This is a genomic window from Pseudomonas sp. FJ2-5-13 (genome assembly GCF_029201605.1).
In the GTDB taxonomy this organism is placed as follows: domain Bacteria; phylum Pseudomonadota; class Gammaproteobacteria; order Pseudomonadales; family Pseudomonadaceae; genus Aquipseudomonas; species Aquipseudomonas lactis.
The window spans coordinates 4,867,811-4,885,424 of sequence record NZ_CP104045.1 but is presented as its reverse complement, the minus strand read 5'-3'; the positions used below and the strand labels follow the sequence as shown (position 1 = coordinate 4,885,424).

General features: G+C 61.2%; 20 protein-coding genes. 11 read left to right on the top strand and 9 right to left on the bottom strand.

Translation table 11 applies throughout. The features are described from left to right. Positions 1-11: 11 nt before the first annotated feature. The 5 genes from N2A98_RS21560 to N2A98_RS21540 all read right to left on the bottom strand — a co-directional run bounded on the left by N2A98_RS21560 (position 12) and on the right by N2A98_RS21540 (position 4,241). On the bottom strand, positions 12-1,034 hold the full coding sequence (locus tag N2A98_RS21560; RefSeq protein WP_125970639.1) for an SIS domain-containing protein: 1,023 nt from the start codon (positions 1,032-1,034) through the stop codon (positions 12-14). Continuing rightward, positions 1,015-2,121: an N-acetylglucosamine-6-phosphate deacetylase gene (gene nagA / locus N2A98_RS21555; protein WP_047711706.1), complete on the bottom strand. Its 1,107-nt coding sequence runs from the start codon at positions 2,119-2,121 to the stop codon at positions 1,015-1,017. The genes N2A98_RS21560 and nagA overlap by 20 nt, the downstream gene beginning before the upstream one ends. Positions 2,122-2,143: 22 nt before the next feature. Beyond that, entirely contained in the window at positions 2,144-2,890 is a 747-nt protein-coding gene (locus N2A98_RS21550; protein ID WP_078803722.1) for a GntR family transcriptional regulator, read from the bottom strand. 262 nt (positions 2,891-3,152) lie between these two features. Then, entirely contained in the window at positions 3,153-3,656 is a 504-nt protein-coding gene (locus N2A98_RS21545; protein WP_275622618.1) for a L,D-transpeptidase family protein, read from the bottom strand. Positions 3,657-3,692: 36 nt separating this feature from the next. After that, positions 3,693-4,241 carry an NUDIX hydrolase gene (locus tag N2A98_RS21540; RefSeq protein ID WP_044272407.1) on the bottom strand — a complete coding sequence of 183 codons (549 nt, stop codon included), beginning with the start codon at positions 4,239-4,241 and terminating at the stop codon, positions 3,693-3,695. 147 nt (positions 4,242-4,388) lie between these two features. On the opposite strand from N2A98_RS21540, the gene N2A98_RS21535 reads away from it, so the two are divergent. The 5 genes from N2A98_RS21535 to purT all read left to right on the top strand — a co-directional run bounded on the left by N2A98_RS21535 (position 4,389) and on the right by purT (position 7,631). After that, positions 4,389-4,991, top strand: coding sequence for a CoA pyrophosphatase (locus tag N2A98_RS21535; protein ID WP_032895425.1), 603 nt, complete (start codon positions 4,389-4,391; stop codon positions 4,989-4,991). Between the two features lie 35 nt (positions 4,992-5,026). After that, positions 5,027-5,551 carry a gamma carbonic anhydrase family protein gene (locus N2A98_RS21530; protein ID WP_044272404.1) on the top strand — a complete coding sequence of 175 codons (525 nt, stop codon included), beginning with the start codon at positions 5,027-5,029 and terminating at the stop codon, positions 5,549-5,551. Then, the gene (locus N2A98_RS21525; RefSeq protein ID WP_003193973.1) at positions 5,548-5,763 is read left to right on the top strand and encodes a DUF1289 domain-containing protein; all 216 of its coding nucleotides are present in this window, start codon (positions 5,548-5,550) and stop codon (positions 5,761-5,763) included. The genes N2A98_RS21530 and N2A98_RS21525 overlap by 4 nt, the downstream gene beginning before the upstream one ends. 148 nt (positions 5,764-5,911) lie before the next feature. Then, a complete protein-coding gene (locus N2A98_RS21520) occupies positions 5,912-6,379 on the top strand; it encodes a preQ0 transporter (RefSeq protein WP_003193971.1) in 468 nt (155 codons plus the stop codon). Between the two features lie 70 nt (positions 6,380-6,449). Continuing rightward, entirely contained in the window at positions 6,450-7,631 is a 1,182-nt protein-coding gene (purT, locus tag N2A98_RS21515) for a formate-dependent phosphoribosylglycinamide formyltransferase (RefSeq protein ID WP_017139720.1), read from the top strand. A gap of 105 nt (positions 7,632-7,736) precedes the next feature. Here the strand turns inward: purT and N2A98_RS21510 are convergent, their stop codons facing one another. From N2A98_RS21510 to ccsA, 3 genes are all read right to left on the bottom strand, one after another. Next, entirely contained in the window at positions 7,737-9,047 is a 1,311-nt protein-coding gene (locus tag N2A98_RS21510) for an MFS transporter (RefSeq protein ID WP_044272400.1), read from the bottom strand. A 345-nt stretch (positions 9,048-9,392) separates the two neighbouring features. Next, positions 9,393-10,631: a transporter associated domain-containing protein gene (locus tag N2A98_RS21505; RefSeq protein ID WP_275622617.1), complete on the bottom strand. Its 1,239-nt coding sequence runs from the start codon at positions 10,629-10,631 to the stop codon at positions 9,393-9,395. 12 nt (positions 10,632-10,643) lie between these two features. Beyond that, entirely contained in the window at positions 10,644-11,447 is an 804-nt protein-coding gene (ccsA, locus tag N2A98_RS21500) for a cytochrome c biogenesis protein CcsA (protein ID WP_169918754.1), read from the bottom strand. Between the two features lie 241 nt (positions 11,448-11,688). Here ccsA and ffh point away from each other — a divergent pair, with 241 nt between their 5' ends. The 6 genes from ffh to N2A98_RS21470 all read left to right on the top strand — a co-directional run bounded on the left by ffh (position 11,689) and on the right by N2A98_RS21470 (position 15,756). Continuing rightward, the gene (gene ffh / locus N2A98_RS21495; RefSeq protein ID WP_003193965.1) at positions 11,689-13,065 is read left to right on the top strand and encodes a signal recognition particle protein; all 1,377 of its coding nucleotides are present in this window, start codon (positions 11,689-11,691) and stop codon (positions 13,063-13,065) included. A 251-nt stretch (positions 13,066-13,316) separates the two neighbouring features. Further along, a complete protein-coding gene (gene rpsP / locus N2A98_RS21490) occupies positions 13,317-13,568 on the top strand; it encodes a 30S ribosomal protein S16 (RefSeq protein WP_003175899.1) in 252 nt (83 codons plus the stop codon). Between the two features lie 5 nt (positions 13,569-13,573). Continuing rightward, complete coding sequence (gene rimM, locus N2A98_RS21485) at positions 13,574-14,110, top strand: ribosome maturation factor RimM (RefSeq protein ID WP_003175898.1); 537 nt, start codon at positions 13,574-13,576, stop codon at positions 14,108-14,110. Continuing rightward, entirely contained in the window at positions 14,092-14,865 is a 774-nt protein-coding gene (gene trmD / locus N2A98_RS21480) for a tRNA (guanosine(37)-N1)-methyltransferase TrmD (RefSeq protein ID WP_153475158.1), read from the top strand. The genes rimM and trmD overlap by 19 nt, the downstream gene beginning before the upstream one ends. A gap of 45 nt (positions 14,866-14,910) precedes the next feature. Beyond that, positions 14,911-15,261, top strand: coding sequence for a 50S ribosomal protein L19 (rplS, locus tag N2A98_RS21475; RefSeq protein WP_003175895.1), 351 nt, complete (start codon positions 14,911-14,913; stop codon positions 15,259-15,261). 81 nt (positions 15,262-15,342) lie between these two features. Continuing rightward, positions 15,343-15,756 carry an acyl-CoA thioesterase gene (locus tag N2A98_RS21470; RefSeq protein WP_003193963.1) on the top strand — a complete coding sequence of 138 codons (414 nt, stop codon included), beginning with the start codon at positions 15,343-15,345 and terminating at the stop codon, positions 15,754-15,756. On the opposite strand, the gene N2A98_RS21465 is transcribed toward N2A98_RS21470, so the two are convergent. Continuing rightward, positions 15,757-17,565: a sodium:proton antiporter gene (locus tag N2A98_RS21465; RefSeq protein ID WP_014719784.1), complete on the bottom strand. Its 1,809-nt coding sequence runs from the start codon at positions 17,563-17,565 to the stop codon at positions 15,757-15,759. Positions 17,566-17,614: the final 49 nt, after the last annotated feature.

Genomic DNA, 17,614 nt, shown 5'->3' with positions numbered 1-17,614 from the left:
AAAACGCCGCTTTAGTGCGTGCGGGTGACTTTGCTCAGGTGGCGCGGCTGGTCCGGGTCCATGCCCCGAGCTTCAGCCAGGCCGGCGGCCATCACGTAGAAACTCTGGATCGCCAGGATCGGATCCAGGCTCGGGTGTTCAGCGCGGCTCAGGGTCAGGTCGCGTTCGGCGATGTCATCCGGCGCAGCCAGCAGCACGCGGGCACCGCGTTGGCGCATATCGGCGGCCAGGCTCAACAGGCCGGCCTGCTCGGCGCCGCGTGGGGCGAACACCAGCAGGGGGTAGTTCTCGTCGATCAGCGCCATCGGCCCGTGGCGCACTTCGGCGCTGCTGAAGGCTTCGGCCTGGATCGCCGAGGTTTCCTTGAGCTTGAGCGCGGCTTCCTGGGCGATGGCAAACCCGGCGCCTCGACCGATCACCATCAAGCGCTGGCTACCTTTGAGCGCGTCGATGGCCGTGCGCCAATCCTGTCTGGCCGCGTCACGCAGGCCCTCGGGCAAGGCCTGGCAGGCTTGCAGCAAGTCGGCTTCTTGATTCCAGTGGCCGATCAGCTGCGCGCTGGCGCTGAGGGTGGCGATAAAGCTCTTGGTGGCGGCCACGCTGAGTTCCGGCCCGGCGCACAGCGGCACGTGGAATTCACAGGCGGCTTCCAGCGGCGAGTCTTCGGCGTTGACCAGTGAGATGCTCAGGGCGCCACGTTTGCGCAACAGGCGCAGGCTGTTGACCAGATCCGGGCTCTGCCCCGACTGGGAGAACCCAAACGCCACTTGGCCGCTGACTTTCATCGGCGCCTGCAACAGGGTCACCACCGACATCGGCAACGACGCCACCGGAATGCCCACATGCTGCATGGCCAGGTAGGCGAAGTAGCTGGCGGCATGGTCAGAACTGCCACGGGCGATGGTCATCGCCACTTGCGGTGGCTGGCGGCGCAGGCGGCCGGCGATTTCTTCCAGCATCGGGTCCAGGCGTTGCAGTTGGGCCGCGACGGCGTCGCAGGAGGCCAGGGCCTCTTCAAGCATTTTTGAAGTCAATGGTGTCTCCTTCGACCATTACGTCGGTGAGTGTCAGGGAGCGGTCCAGGCGCACGCAGTCGGCAAAGCTGCCGGGTTGCAGGCGGCCGCGTTCTTCCAGGCCCAGGTAGTCCGCAGGAAATTGCGACAGGCGTTGTGAGGCTTCACTGAGCGGCAGGCCGATTTTCACCAGGTTGCGCAGCGCCTGATCCATGGTCAGGGTGCTGCCGGCCAGGGTGCCGTCGGCCAGGCGCACGCCACCCAGGCATTTGGTCACGGTGTGGCTGCCCAGCTTGTATTCGCCGTCGGGCATGCCGGCGGCGGCGGTGGAGTCAGTGACGCAGTACAGGCAGGGGATCGAGCGCAGCGCCACGCGCATGGCGCCGGGGTGCACATGCAGCAAGTCCGGGATCAGCTCGGCGTACTGGGCGTGGGCCAGCGCGGCGCCGACGATGCCGGGTTCGCGGTGATGCAGCGGGCTCATGGCGTTGTACAAATGGGTGAAGCTGGTGGCGCCGGCGGCCAGGGCCGCAACGCCTTCTTCATAGCTGCCAAGGGTGTGGCCGATCTGCATGCGCACGCCGCGTTCGCTGAGGGCGCGGATCAGGCCGTCGTGGCCGGCGATTTCCGGGGCGATGGTGATCACCCGGATCGGCGCCAGGCGCAGGTAGGCTTCCACTTCCTGCATCAACGCGGTGTGAGCGAAGTTGGGTTGGGCGCCGAGTTTTCCCGGATTGATGTAGGGGCCTTCCAGGTGCACGCCGAGTACGCGGGCGCTGCCGGCTGGGCGCTGTTCGCAGAACGTGCCGAGTTCACCGAGTACCCGGGAGATTTCTTCCACCGGCGCCGTCATGGTGGTGGCCAGCAGCGAGGTGGTGCCAAAACGCACGTGGGTACGGGTAATGGTCTCGAAGGCGCCCGCACCTTCCATGATGTCGGCACCGCCACCGCCGTGTACGTGCAGGTCGATAAAGCCCGGCAGCAGGTAGGGCAGGTCGTTATCGGCCGGGTCGCACGGCGTGCCGTCAATGGCGACCACCTTGCCGTGCTCGTGCACCAGGCGACCGCGCATCCAGCCGCTGGGCGTGAGGATATTGTCTTCAGTCATGGGCAGTTCTCTAAGTTCGCCTTCAGGCGGAGTAGTCATGGCGGCGCAGCTCTGCGACAAAGTCGTAGTAGTCGTTGCGGCAATAGGTGTCGGTGATTTCAATCGGCGTGTTGTCGGCGGTGTAGCCCACGCGAGTCATCAGCAGCATGGCGGTGCCGGGGGCGATGCCGACCAGTGCGGCGAACTCGTCCGAGGCATTGATCGCCTGGATGTGCTGCAAGGCGCGCACGATGGGTTTGCCGATGCTTTCCAGGTATTCGTACAACGAATTGCCGATGGCCTGGGGGTTGGGCAACACCGACGCTGGCATGGCGGTCATTTCAATCGCCATCACCGTGTCATCGGCTTTGCGCAGGCGCTTGAGGCGCGCCACTTTGTCGGTGGGCGATAGGCCCAGGCGGATCAGTTCTTCATGGGTTGGCGGGGTAATGTCGCGCTCCAGCCACTGGGACGTGGGCACAAACCCCTTGAGCCGCAGCATTTCGCTGAACCCCGACAGGCGCGACAAGGGTTGTTCCAGGCGCGGCGTGATAAAGGTGCCGGAGCCTTGGCTGCGACGGATCAGGCCTTGAGCCAGCAACACTTCCAGCGCTTTACGGGCGGTGACCCGCGAGATGCTCAACTGCTCGCTGAGGGCGCGTTCCGAAGGCAGGGCCTGTTCGGATTTCCACTGGCCGGCATGGATCGCTGCTTCAAGGCTGCGGGCCAGTTGCAGGTAAAGCGGCGTGGATTGCTTGTCGTCGGGGCGCAGGGCCAGGATGGGGTTCATCTGTCAGGTTTCCGATGCGTTATTGGAGTGTTGTCGCCCGGTAATGGCCGAAAACTAATACCACTTAAATACCATGTCAATGCTACCAAAACGGTGCGAATCCCGGTTTCAGGGCACTTTAATGGGGCTTGGTATCAAGTGGTATTAGAGAGGTCTTTGTGGCGCGCACAAGTGCAGGGTCCCGCGCGGTGAACTGGTATTCACCGGCAAGCGCTGCCTGGGGCAGGAATTATTTTCGAATTATTTTACGAACGGCGTGGGATTACGGCCGAATCTCGATGAGGGTGCCGTCTTTGACCAGGTTCCACACTTCGCGCATGTCCACGTTGCGCATGCCGATGCAGCCGTCGGTCCAGTCCAGGGTGTGGAACCACTGTTCCGGGTAGTCTTCGGTGTCGGGGGTGCCGTGGATCATGATCATGCTGCCCGGCTTCACGCCTTCGCGGCGGGCGCGGGCGGCGTCGCTGATGTTGGGGTAGGAAATGTGCATGGCCAGGTTGAAGCGGTCGCTGGTCTTGCGCCAGTCGAGCCAGTAGAGGCCTTCGGGTGTGCGGCGGTCGCCTTCGATCAGCTTGTGGCCCTTGGGGTTCTTGCCCAGGGAAATGCGATAGGTCTTGAACGGCTTGCCGTCGTTGATCAGCTGCAGCTGGTGGGCGGACTTGAGGACCAGGACTTTCTCGACCGTTTTACCGTCAAGGGTTTGTACCGTGGAGGCCAGGGACAGCGTGGCGAACGATAGGCAGATCAGAGCAAGCAACCAACGCATTGAAACGGTATCCCTTTGGCGACATTGGCCGGCTTGTTATTGGGCGGGCTTGGACAGCGGTGGCACGGACTCGCTACGTACCGGGTACGCCTGTTGGCGACGGTCAGCGAAGAAGCATTCTAAGGTACGCCCGACCGTGCGGAAAGCCAGCTCGGACCAAGGGATATCGGCTTCGTCGAACAGCCTCACTTCCAGGCTTTCCTGGCCTGCGGCGAAGTTCAGGTCGATGAGTTCGGCGCGGTAGAAGATATGCACCTGGCTGATGTGCGGCACATTGATCAGGGTGTAGATGCTCAGGTTACGCACCCGGGCGCAGGCTTCTTCCAGGGTTTCGCGCATGGCGGCCTGTTCGACGGTCTCGCCATTTTCCATAAAGCCTGCGGGCAGGGTCCAGTAACCCAGGCGTGGCTCGATGGCGCGGCGGCACAGCAGCACTTGGTCGCCCCACACCGGCACGGTACCGGCGACGATATTGGGGTTCTGGTAATGAATGGTCGAGCAGTGGTCGCATACATAACGCAGGCGTGCGTCGCCTTCGGGAATGCGTTGGGTCACCGGTTTGCCGCACTGGCTGCAGAAATTCATGCTGGGGTTCCTGGACAATGGGCACATCTTGGCTCGGTGCCGGGCGTTCCTGCAAGTTGTCGTTTCGCGACAGCCCTGCGGTTTTGGGGTTGGGCGCTCGCACGCTTTGGTGCATGATGCAAGGTAGCCAACAGACCGAGATGACTCATGCTGGACGAGCTACTTCGCCGGGTAAGCAATCACACCCCCCACACCCTGGAAACCGACGGGCGTTTCCCCGAGGCGGCGGTGCTGGTGCCGATTACCCGCAGTGACGAACCCGAGCTGATCCTGACCCTGCGCGCCAGCGGCCTGTCGACCCACGGGGGCGAAGTGGCCTTTCCCGGCGGGCGCCGCGACCCCGAAGACCCGGACCTGATCTTTACCGCCTTGCGCGAAGCCGAAGAAGAAATCGGCCTGCCGCCGGGGCTGGTCGAGGTGATCGGGCCATTGAGCCCGTTGATCTCCCTGCATGGCATACGCGTGACCCCGTATGTAGGCGTGATCCCCGATTATGTCGAATACCTGGCCAACGACGCCGAGATTGCCGCCGTTTTCAGCGTGCCTTTGGACTTTTTCCGACAGGACCCACGCGAACATACTCACCGCATTGATTACCAGGGCCGCAGTTGGTATGTGCCCAGCTACCGGTTCGGCGAATACAAAATCTGGGGGCTGACGGCGATCATGATTGTCGAGCTGATCAACCTGCTCTATGACGATGCCAAGATCAGCCTGCACCAGCCGCCCAAGAGCTTCATCAATCTATAAGCCATCGCTTAAATGGCATGCCGTGAGGAAAAACCATGAAATACCGCCTGGGCGACGCCCGCGTCGAGACGCACCCCCACAGCTGGGTGGCGCCTAATGCCACTTTGGTGGGCAAGGTCAAGCTGGAGGAGGGCGCCAACGTCTGGTTTAACGCGGTGTTGCGTGGCGATAACGAGCTGATCCTGATCGGCAAGAACAGCAACGTGCAGGACGGCAGCGTGATGCACACCGACATGGGCTACCCGCTGACCCTCGGCACCGGCGTGACCATTGGCCATAACGCCATGCTGCACGGCTGCACCGTCGACGACTACAGCCTGATTGGTATCAACGCAGTGATCCTCAATGGCGCCAAGATCGGCAAGCACTGCATCATCGGCGCCAATTCGCTGATCGGTGAGGGCAAGGAAATCCCCGATGGCTCGCTGGTCATGGGCTCGCCGGGCAAAGTGGTGCGCGAGCTGACCGAGGCTCAAAAGCGCATGCTCGAAGCCAGCGCCGCGCACTATGTGCATAACGCGCAGCGTTATGCCCGTGACCTGGCTGAGCAGCAGGAATGAGCACAATTGAACGACCGGTCGCCTCGCCCTGCGTGAGCATTTGCGCGCTGGATGATGACGATATCTGCACCGGCTGCCAGCGTAATGTGGATGAAATCACGCGCTGGAGCCGCATGGACAACGCCGAGCGCCGGGTGGTGCTGGGGTTGTGCCATGAGCGGGCGGTGGCGAGTGGGATGATGTGGATGACCCCTGGGAAATCTGGCGCCTGACAGGCCGCCATCGCAGGCAAGCCAGCTCCCACCCTTGATGTGTGAATACCCTCAAATGTGGGAGCTGGCTTGCCTGCGATGAGGCCTTGCCAGACGACATCCTTGTAATTGTGTACCCTGTGCGGCATTGCCCACAGGTCCATCCTCCATGTTTTTCCTGATCGCCTATATCAGCAGCGTCGTGCTGATCAACTTCGCCTTCTCCACCGCCCCGCACCTGGACGTCATCTGGTCCGCTTGGGGTGGCCTGGTATTTATCCTGCGCGACATGGTGCAAACCCGCTTCGGCCATGGCGCAATCATCGCCATGCTGGCGGCGCTGGTGCTGTCCTATATCACCTCCGACCCGTCCATCGCCCTGGCCAGTGCCACGGCGTTTGCGGTGTCCGAGTGCATTGACTGGCTGGTATTCAGCATCACCAAGCGCCCGCTGCATGACCGCCTGTGGATAAGTTCGGCGCTGAGCATTCCCCTCGATACCTTTATCTTTTTCGGCCTGATCGGCGCACTGACGCCAGCGGTGGCGGGCACTGCACTGGTGTCCAAATTCGCCGGGGTCACCGTGGTCTGGCTGATCATGGCCTGGCGCATCCGCCGGCGGGCCGTCGCCAACTGAGGCCAATTTTTACAGTTCATGTAAAATGCCGGCCTTTCTCCCCCATGATCCGCTCCCCTGAGGACCTGAGATGACCCGAATCGGAACTCCATTGTCGCCAACCGCGACCCGCGTTTTGCTGTGTGGCTGCGGTGAGCTGGGCAAGGAAGTGGTAATCGAACTGCAACGCCTGGGCGTTGAAGTGATTGCTGTGGATCGCTACGCCAACGCGCCGGCCATGCAGGTGGCGCACCGTAGCCATGTGATCAACATGCTCGACGGCGCCGCATTGCGTGCGGTGATCGAGGCGGAGAAACCGCACTTCATCGTGCCGGAAATCGAAGCCATCGCCACCGCGACATTGGTTGAGCTGGAGGCCGAAGGCTTCACCGTGATCCCCACCGCCCGCGCCACGTCGCTGACCATGAACCGTGAAGGCATCCGTCGCCTGGCCGCCGAAGAGCTGGACCTGCCGACCTCGCCGTACCACTTCGCCGACACCTTCGAAGACTACAGCAAGGCCGTCCAGGACCTGGGCTTCCCGTGCGTGGTCAAGCCGGTGATGAGTTCGTCGGGCAAGGGCCAGAGCCTGTTGCGCAGCGCCGACGACGTGCAGAAAGCCTGGGACTACGCCCAAGAGGGCGGGCGTGCCGGCAAGGGCCGGGTGATCATCGAAGGTTTTATCGACTTCGACTACGAAATCACCCTGCTGACCGTGCGTCACATCGGCGGCACCACTTTCTGCGCGCCGGTGGGCCATCGTCAGGAGAAGGGCGATTATCAGGAATCCTGGCAGCCGCAGGCCATGAGCCCGATTGCCTTGGCGGAATCCGAGCGCGTTGCCAAGGCGGTAACCGAAGCCTTGGGCGGTCGTGGTCTGTTTGGTGTGGAATTGTTCATCAAGGGCGACCAGGTGTGGTTCAGCGAAGTGTCGCCGCGCCCCCATGACACTGGCCTGGTGACCCTGATTTCCCAAGACCTGTCGCAGTTTGCCTTGCACGCTCGCGCCATCCTGGGTCTGCCGATCCCGTTGATCCGTCAGTTCGGCCCTTCGGCGTCGGCGGTGATTCTGGTGGAAGGGCAGTCCACCCAGACCGCATTCGCCAACCTTGGCGCCGCGCTGAGCGAGCCGGATACAGCGTTGCGTCTGTTTGGCAAACCTGAAGTGAACGGCCAGCGCCGCATGGGCGTGGCGTTGGCGCGGGATGAGTCGATTGAAGCGGCTCGGGCTAAAGCGACCCGTGCTTCCAAGGCTGTTGTTGTAGAACTCTAAAGCGGTCCCTGTAGGAGCGAGCTTGCTCGCGAAGGTATTTCAGGCACATTGCGGTGTCGGATGTACCTTTTTCGCGAGCAAGCTCGCTCCTACAGTTTTTGGCTTTCAGGCGACCTTGTTCAAGTCGTTATCCCGCGTCTCTTTCAGGCACAGCACCGCAATCAAACTCAGCAACGCTGCCGCCGACACATACCCGCCGACATAACTCAAACCACCCATCGCCACCAGCTTGGTCGCGAAGAACGGCGCCGCCGACGCCCCCACGATTCCACCCAGGTTATAGGCGGCCGATGCGCCGGTATAACGCACGCGGGTCGGGAACAGTTCTGGCAGCAGGGCACCCATCGGTGCGAAGGTCACGCCCATCAAAAACAGCTCCAACGCCAGAAACAGCGCCACGGCCCAGGTGGAGCCATGGGTCAGCAACGGCTCCATGGTAAAGCCCGAGAGAATCGCCAGGATCGCACCGACGATCAACACCGGCTTGCGCCCGTAGCGATCACTGGCCAAGGCGGCCAATGGTGTCGCCAGCCCCATGAACAACACCGCAAAGCACAGCAGGGCGAGGAAGGTTTCACGGCTGTAGCCCAAGGTGGAAACACCATAGCTCAACGAGAACGCCGTGGTGATATAGAACAGCGCATAGCACACCACCATCGACGCCGCGCCCAGCAGTACCGGCAGCCAATGCTGGCTGAACAGTTCCACCAATGGCACTTTCACCGGTTTTTCCTTGGCCACGGCATTGGCGAATACCGGCGTCTCATGCAGCTTGAGGCGCGCATACAGGCCCACCATCACCAGCGCGGCGCTGAGGATGAACGGAATGCGCCAGCCCCAGCTGCGGAACTGCTCGTCATTCAGGCTCATGGCCAAAATCAGAAACAAACCGTTGGCTGCCAGGAAGCCAATCGACGGGCCCAGTTGCGGGAACATGCCGAACCAGGCGCGCTTGCCCTTGGGCGCGTTCTCGGTTGCCAGCAAGGCCGCACCGCCCCATTCCCCACCCAGGCCCAAGCCTTGGCCGAAGCGCAAAACACACAAGAGGATCGGGGCCCAGGCGCCGATGCTGTCGTAGCCCGGCAGCAAGCCGATCAAGGTGGTACACACGCCCATCAATAGCAGCGAAGCCACCAGGGTGGATTTACGGCCGATACGGTCACCGAAGTGGCCGAATAACGCCGACCCCAACGGGCGGGCGATAAAGGCGATGCCGAAGGTCAGGAACGACGCCAGCATCTGCGCGGTGCCGGAGGTCTGGGGGAAGAACACCGGGCCGATCACCAGGGCGGCGGCCGTGGCGTAGATGTAGAAGTCGTAGAACTCGATGGCGGTGCCGACGATGCTCGCGGTGGCGACGCGGGCGGTCGAGTTGGCTGGGGCGGCGCTCGCGGCCTCTTGGTAGGTGGTGCTCATGACGTTATCCCTGACGGTTATTGCGCGTTTGGACGCGGATTATTATTGGTCGAACACCCATGGATCAGGGTTGTGCGCGGGGCGGCTCGGGATGGGAGCAAACACCGGTCGGACATGGTAAGGCGGTGCCAGGACACGCTGGGTGCGGGTAGCACGCGGTCGGGCGGGGCTTGGGTAAGCCGCAAGGATTATAGGAAGGGGTTTGTGGGTTTGGGAACCCACAGCAGATCAAGTGTGGGAGCGGGCTTGCTCGCGAATGCGGTGTATCAGTGGCAGATGTTCTGACTGAACCACCGCATTCGCGAGCAAGCCCGCTCCCACATGGGAATGTGTGTGTCCAGATGCTTATGCAGCGACTGGCACGTGGCTGGTATGCCAGATCAACACCTTGCTCACCCGGTTGTCCTCGGTCTCGAGGATTTCCAGGCGATAGCGGCCGACTTTCAGGCACACCGCGCAATCGGGAATGGTCTCCAGCGCCTCGGTGACCAGGCCGTTGAGGGTCTTGGGGCCGTCGCTGGGCAGGTGCCAGCCCAGGCTTTTGTTCAGTTCACGGATCGAGGTGGCGCCGTCGATGATGTAGCGACCATCGGGCTGGGCTTCGATATGCGGGTTATCCACAGCCTGATCGCTTTCGAATTCGCCGACGATCTCTTCCAGAATATCTTCCAGGGTGACGATGCCCAGCACTTCACCGTACTCGTCCACTACCATGCCCAGGCGCCGCTGCTGCTTGTGGAAGTTCAGCAGTTGCAACTGCAACGGCGTGCTTTCCGGTACGAAGTAAGGCTCGTGGCAGGCGGCGAGCAGGGCCTCTTTGGTCAGGCTGGCGTCAGGCAGCAGGTGTTGGACCTGCCGGGTATTGAGCACGGCCTGCACCTGGTTGATGTCGCTGTGGAACACCGGCAGGCGGGTGCGTGGCGAGGTACGCAACTGTTCGATGATGTCTTCTATCGGCTCATCGAGGTTGATGCCGTCCACTTCGCTGCGCGGCACCAGGATGTCGTTGACCGTGATGTTGTCCAGGGCATGGATACCGGGCAGGCCAGGCGTGCGGTCGGCGTCGGTGTCGGGTTCTGTGTCGTCGTCATGGTCGGGCACGGGCTCGTCGCTGTTTTTGACCATGCCGGATTTGCGTGCGAACGGGCGCAATAACAGCAGGCTGATGCCATTGAGCAGCCAGGCCAGGGGGTAGAGGATTTTCAGCGGCACGCCCAGCAATGTATTGCCAAAGCCCAGCACTGCTTGCGGGTGACGGGTGGCCAGGGTGCGGGGCAGGTAGTCGGCCAGCACCAGCAGCCCTGCGCAGGAAATCAGCCAGCCCAGCCAGGGCCCGTTCTCTGCCCAGGCATAGATCGCCAGCAGGGTGCAAAGAATCACCACGGCGGCGCGGCACAGGCTGTTGCACAGGATCAGGCTATGGCGCGGGAAACTCAGGCGCGCAGCCGCCTTGTCGCCCTGGCGTGTGCCTGGGCGCAGGGCCAGCAGGTGTTGTTGTGCAGCTTCTATGGCGGTAAACAGCGCCGCCCATAAAATCAGCAGGGCAATTACGGCGAGCATCGGCCCTAAGGGCAAGTTGTCCATGATCACTGCCCGTCAGATATGCAGGATGTATTCGCGAACCAGCTTGCTGCCGAAATAGGCCAGCATCAACAGGCAGAAACCGGCCAGGGTCCAGCGAATGGCCTTGTGCCCACGCCAGCCGAGGCGGTTGCGCCCCCACAGCAGCACGCTGAACACCACCCACGCCAGGCACGCCAGCAAGGTTTTATGCACCAGGTGCTGGGCAAACAGGTTTTCGACGAACAGCCAGCCGGAGATCAGCGACAGCGACAGCAGGGTCCAGCCGGCCCACAGGAACCCGAACAGCAGGCTTTCCATGGTTTGCAGCGGCGGGAAGTTCTTGATCAGCCCCGACGGGTGCTTGTGCTTGAGCTGGTGATCCTGCAGCAGCAGGAGCAGGGCCTGGAACACCGCGATGGTGAACATGCCATAGGCAAGGATCGACAACAGGATGTGGGCAAGGATGCCCGGCTCCTCGTCGATCACCTGTACGGTGCCGGTGGGGGTGAACTGCGCCAGCAGCACCGTCAGCATTCCCAGGGGGAATAGCAGCACCAGCAGGTTCTCCACCGGAATCCGGTAGCAGGCCAGCAGCGTCAGCGCGATGACGGCCGCGGCGATCAGGCTGGCGGCGCTGAAAAAGTCCAGGCCCAGGCCAACCGGGGTCATCAGGTGGGTGAACAGGCTGGCGGCATGGGCCAGCAGGGCCAGCACGCCAAGGCCGACGAGCAGACGTTTGTCCGCTTTGGTGCCTTGGGCCAGACGAGTGCCCTGATAGAGGGTCGCAGCGGCATACAAAATGGCGGCGGCGAGGCTGGGTAGCAAACTGGGTGACAAGGGGAGCATAAATCCTGGTAGGCAAGCCCGAAAGGCGTTGAGTTTGGCACACACCTGCGTTGCACGAAAGACTCCCGCGCCAGACAGCGGGTGTGCATGGGCGCAGTCTTCGCTATAATCCGCGACCTGCCCACGCCGCAGGCTCGGCGAACGCTGTTTTTAATAGCGATTTCCCCCAGCCTTGGCCGCCATTACCTCGGTCTACCTGCATTTCGATGAGTAGGGCCTGAAAGGATCGCGCATGTTTGAAAACTTGACTGACCGTCTCTCGCAGACGCTGCGCCACGTTACCGGCAAGGCCAAGCTGACCGAGGACAATATTAAAGACACCCTGCGTGAAGTGCGCATGGCGTTGCTGGAAGCCGACGTGGCTTTGCCGGTGGTGAAGGACTTCGTCAACTCGGTCAAGGAGCGTGCGGTCGGCACCGAAGTGTCCCGCAGCCTGACTCCGGGCCAGGCCTTCGTGAAGATCGTCCAGGCCGAACTCGAAAGCCTGATGGGCGCGGCCAACGAAGACCTGAACCTCAGTGCCGTGCCGCCAGCCGTCGTGCTGATGGCGGGTTTGCAGGGTGCGGGTAAAACCACCACCGCCGGCAAACTGGCGCGCTTCCTTAAAGAGCGCAAGAAGAAATCCGTGATGGTGGTGTCGGCCGACGTATACCGTCCGGCGGCCATCAAGCAATTGGAAATGCTCGCGGGCGAAGTGGGCGTGACCTTCTTCCCGTCCGACCTGAGCCAGAAGCCGGTCGACATCGCCAACGCCGCTATTAAAGAAGCCAAGCTGAAGTTCATCGACGTGGTCATCGTCGATACCGCCGGTCGCCTGCACATCGACGAAGAGATGATGGGCGAGATCAAGGCGCTGCATGCCGCGATCAACCCGGTCGAGACGCTGTTCGTGGTCGACGCCATGACCGGCCAGGATGCGGCCAACACCGCCAAGGCCTTTGGCGACGCACTGCCGCTGACCGGCGTGATCCTCACCAAGGTCGATGGCGACGCCCGTGGCGGTGCCGCGCTGTCGGTACGTGCCATCACTGGCAAGCCGATCAAGTTCATCGGTATGGGCGAGAAGAGCGAAGCGCTCGAGCCGTTCCACCCTGAGCGTATCGCCTCGCGCATCCTCGGCATGGGTGACGTGCTCAGCCTGATCGAGCAGGCCGAAGCCACGCTCGACAAGGACAAGGCCGACAAACTGGCCAAGAAGCTGAAGAAGGGCAAGGGCTTCGACCTCGAAGACTTCCGCGACCAGCTGCAACAGATGAAGAACATGGGCGGCCTCGGCGGCCTGATGGACAAGCTGCCCAACATCGGCGGTGTGAACCTGGCGCAAATGGGCAACGCCCAGGGCGCGGCAGAGAAGCAGTTCAAGCAGATGGAAGCCATCATCAACTCCATGACCCCGGCCGAGCGCCGCGACCCTGAGCTGATCAGTGGTTCGCGCAAACGCCGGATCGCCATGGGCTCCGGCACCCAGGTGCAGGACATCGGTCGCTTGATCAAGCAGCACAAGCAGATGCAGAAGATGATGAAGAAATTCTCCGCCAAGGGCGGTATGGCCAAGATGATGCGCGGCATGGGCGGTATGTTGCCCGGCGGCGGCATGCCGAAAATGTAAAGTATTCGAGCGCAAGCCTTGCTTGCGCTCCGCCCCACAGGGATGTGGGATCTCCAGCAAACCCGCCGTTGGCGGGCGCTGACTCGCCGTTTTAACCGACGGCTCTATAGCAGATCTGAATGGCACGCTGATAGGCGCCAGAAAAAGACATTTGCAAAAGTCCGGATATTCCTTAGAATATGCGGCCTTTCGGGCACCTATGCCCGCTGTGCATTTAGATTTGCAGCACCGACTACAGGAACGATGTTCACATGCTAACAATCCGTCTTGCCCTTGGCGGCTCCAAAAAGCGCCCGTTTTACCACTTGACCGTAACCGACAGCCGCAACCCGCGTGACGGTTCGCACAAGGAACAGGTTGGTTTCTTCAACCCTGTTGCTCGTGGTCAAGAAGTTCGTCTGTCCGTGAACCAAGAGCGCGTAGCCTACTGGCTGAGCGTTGGCGCACAGCCATCCGAGCGCGTTGCAAAACTGTTGAAGGACTCGGCTAAGGCCGCAGCCTGAGCAATATGAACGCGACGCCAGCTGTTGCTGATGATTTGATCGTTATCGGCAAGATTTACTCTGTTCATGGCGTTCGCGGCGAAGTGAAGGTGTATTCCTTTACTGATCCGACTGAAAACCTGTTGCAGTACAAGACCTGGACGCTCAAGCGCGAAGGGAGTGTGAAACAGGTAGAGCTGGTCAGTGGACGCGGGAGCGACAAGTTCCTGGTCGCAAAGCTCAAGGGTCTTGATGACCGTGAAGAAGCTCGTCTTCTGGCCGGTTATGAGATCTGCGTGCCGCGCAACCTGTTCCCTGAATTGACCGACGGCGAGTACTACTGGTACCAGCTGGAAGGTCTGAAGGTTATTGATCAACTCGGGCAATTGCTGGGGAAAATCGATCATCTTCTGGAAACCGGCGCCAATGATGTAATGGTGGTCAAGCCTTGCGCTGGCAGCCTGGATGACCGTGAACGCCTGTTGCCCTATACCGAGCAATGCGTGTTGGCCGTCGACCTGGCAGCGGGCGAGATGAAGGTGGAATGGGACGCGGACTTCTAAGCGTGGCTAATTTGCGCATTGAAGTGATCAGTTTGTTTCCCGAGATGTTCTCCGCCATCAGCGAGTACGGCATCACCAGTCGGGCGGTGAAACAGGGGCTGTTGCAGCTCACCTGTTGGAACCCGCGAGACTACACGACGGATCGACATCACACTGTGGACGATCGCCCATTTGGCGGTGGCCCGGGCATGGTGATGAAGATCAAGCCCCTGGAAGATGCGTTGGTTCAGGCCAAGGCAGCCGCCGGGGAGAAGGCGAAGGTAATTTACCTGTCCCCTCAAGGCCGTCAGCTGAAACAGGCGGCGGTACGCGAACTGGCGAATGAGGAAAGTTTGATCCTGATTGCCGGTCGCTATGAAGGCATTGACGAGCGTTTTATTGAAGCTCATGTCGATGAAGAGTGGTCGATTGGGGACTATGTCCTGTCTGGCGGCGAGCTGCCGGCGATGGTCCTGATAGATGCGGTTACACGACTGCTGCCCGGAGCTTTAGGGCATGCGGACTCCGCGGAGGAAGATTCCTTCACGGATGGTTTGCTGGATTGCCCGCACTACACCCGTCCGGAGGTGTATGTGGATCAGCGTGTTCCCGACGTATTGCTAAGTGGCAATCACGCACACATCCGGCGTTGGCGTTTACAGCAGTCCCTTGGTCGGACCTATGAACGACGCGCCGATCTTCTGGAAAGCCGCTCGCTTTCTGGAGAAGAGAAGAAGCTGCTCGAGGAATACATCCTCGCGCGGGACGATAGTTAACAACGTATCGATGGTAGGTCCATTGACTTACCTTAGGAGCACAGCATGACTAACAAAATCATCCTTGCACTCGAAGCAGAGCAGATGACCAAAGAGATCCCTACCTTTGCCCCGGGCGACACTATTGTCGTTCAGGTGAAAGTGAAGGAAGGCGACCGTTCGCGTCTGCAAGCGTTCGAAGGCGTGGTAATCGCCAAGCGTAACCGTGGTGTGAACAGTGCTTTCACTGTTCGTAAAATCTCCAACGGTGTTGGCGTAGAGCGTACTTTCCAGACCTACAGCCCGCAAATCGACAGCATGGCCGTTAAGCGTCGCGGTGACGTACGTAAAGCCAAGCTGTACTACCTGCGTGACCTGTCCGGTAAAGCAGCTCGCATCAAGGAAAAACTGGCTTAAGTCCAGCTTCCCGATGCAGAAAAAAGCAGCCTACGGGCTGCTTTTTTGTGCCTGAAATTTGCCTATCTGTTGGTATTGACCATGACCACCCGCCTCGAAGAAATCCAGCGCCGCACCGATCTGTCGGTCACTCACGTGACCAAGGCCGTGTTCCCGCCCACCACTAACCACCACAACACCCTGTTCGGCGGCACCGCCCTGGCATGGATGGACGAAGTGTCGTTCATCACCGCCACGCGTTTCTGCCGCTTACCTTTGGTGACGGTCTCCACTGACCGTATCGACTTCAACCACGCGATCCCGGCTGGCTCTATCGTTGAGCTGATCGGTCGGGTGATTAAGGTTGGCAACACCAGCCTCAAGGTCGAGGTTGAAGTGTTCGTGGAGAGCATGAGCGCTGATGGCCGTGAAAAAGCGATCCAGGGCGTGTTCAGCTTCGTCGCGATTGACGCAGATAAACGCCCTGTCCCGGTACTGCCAGGCTTTGTTGACTGATTACTCGGCGGTGCTGGCCTGCGGTTGAATGACCGCCAGCAAGGTCCAGCCCGCTACAGGCTTCAAGTTGCTCTCGGGCGAGACCACGTGTACCCAGCCGCTGGTGTCCCGGGCAAACAGCAAGGTGGCGCGCTCGCCGTGCAACGCCTGGTACTGCTCCCACCCAAAGCCGTCGGTGAGGCTGGTGCTGTACAACTCGGCGCCTTGGCCCAGCAGGCTGGCCAATTTGGTGTAGCTCAAGGGTTGGCTGCCCAGCAAGTGTCCGCGGTGTTCATGGCTGGCCTTGTGCTTGTCGGTGCGACGGTTTTCCTGGCTGCTGGCCAGGGCGAACAGGCGATGGCCGAAGTCATGGCGAAAACGCATGGTGGCCAAGGCATTCAGTTCGCCAGAAGGCGAGAGCGCGAGCAGATGCCCCAGGCCGACCAGGTCCAGATGGGACTCGGCATGCTGGGAGGCCGGGTTACCGAAGTACGTAGGCAAGCCTTCCATACGACTGGCGCGGATGTTTTCCCAGCTTGAGTCGGTCAGCAGTACGCGGCTGCCCAACTGCTGCAACGCCTTGCCGAGCGCCCGCGCCGGGCCGTTCGCACCCACGATCAGGAAGCCGCTGGGTGCCGGCTCAGCGACTTTGAGCAGGCGGGCCAAGGGGCGTGCCGTAGCGCTTTGCAGCACCACGGTGCCGATGATCACTGCGAAGGTCAGCGGCACCAGCAACAACGCACCTTCGTGGCCGGCCTCATCCAGGCGGATCGCAAAGATCGCTGACACCGCCGCCGCCACAATGCCCCGTGGGGCGATCCAGGCCAGCAGCGCGCGCTCGCGCCAGTTCAGCCCGGAGCCAAAGGTCGAAAGCGCCACGTTCAACGGGCGAGCAATGAATTGGATGATCAACAGCAGGATCAACACAAACGGGCCCAGGGCGATCATGGCGTTCAGGTCCAGGCGTGCCGCCAGCAGAATGAACAGCCCGGAAATCAGCAACACACTGAGGTTTTCCTTGAAGTGCAGGATGTGCCGTACATCCACGCCTTTCATGTTCGCCATCCACATGCCCATCAGCGTGACCGCCAGCAGGCCGGACTCATGCATCACCTGGTTGGAGGCGATGAAGATGCCCAGCACGCCCGCCAGCGTCGCCAGGTTATGCAGGTATTCCGGCAACCACTGGCGGCGCATGATCTGCCCCAGTACCCAGCCACCGGCGATGCCGAACAGGCTGCCGCAAAGGATAACGCCGCCGAAGGTCAGCAGGCTGTGGCTCAAACCGTCGCCCGATGCACTGGCGATGATAAAGCTATACACCACTACCGCGAGCAGTGCGCCAATCGGGTCGATGACGATGCCTTCCCAACGCAGGATATTGGCGATGGAGGCTTTGGGGCGTACCACGCGCAGCATGGGCACGATCACGGTTGGGCCGGTGACCAGTGTCAGGGTGCCGAACAGCAGCGCCAGCATCCAGTCAAAACCCAGCAGCCAGTGGGTGGCCAGGGTGATCACTGCCCAGGTCGAGAGTGCGCCGACGGTGACCAGTCGGTGGACGACGCTGCCGATTTCCTTCCATTCCGACAGGTGCAGGGTCAGGCTGCCTTCAAACAGAATCAGCGCCACCGCCAACGACACCAACGGCATCAACAGTGGGCCGAACATTTCCTGCGGGTCGAGCCATCCGAGTATCGGCCCTGCCAGAATCCCGCTCAGCAGAAGAAACAGAATCGCCGGCAGTTTCAGGCGCCAGGCCAGCCACTGGCAGCCGAGTGCGGCCACGCCAATACCGCCAAAAGCCAACAAAATCTGTTGTTCGTTCATTAAAGCTTCCTGTTCCTTGAATTAGCGGGCTATGAAAGACTAATGGCTC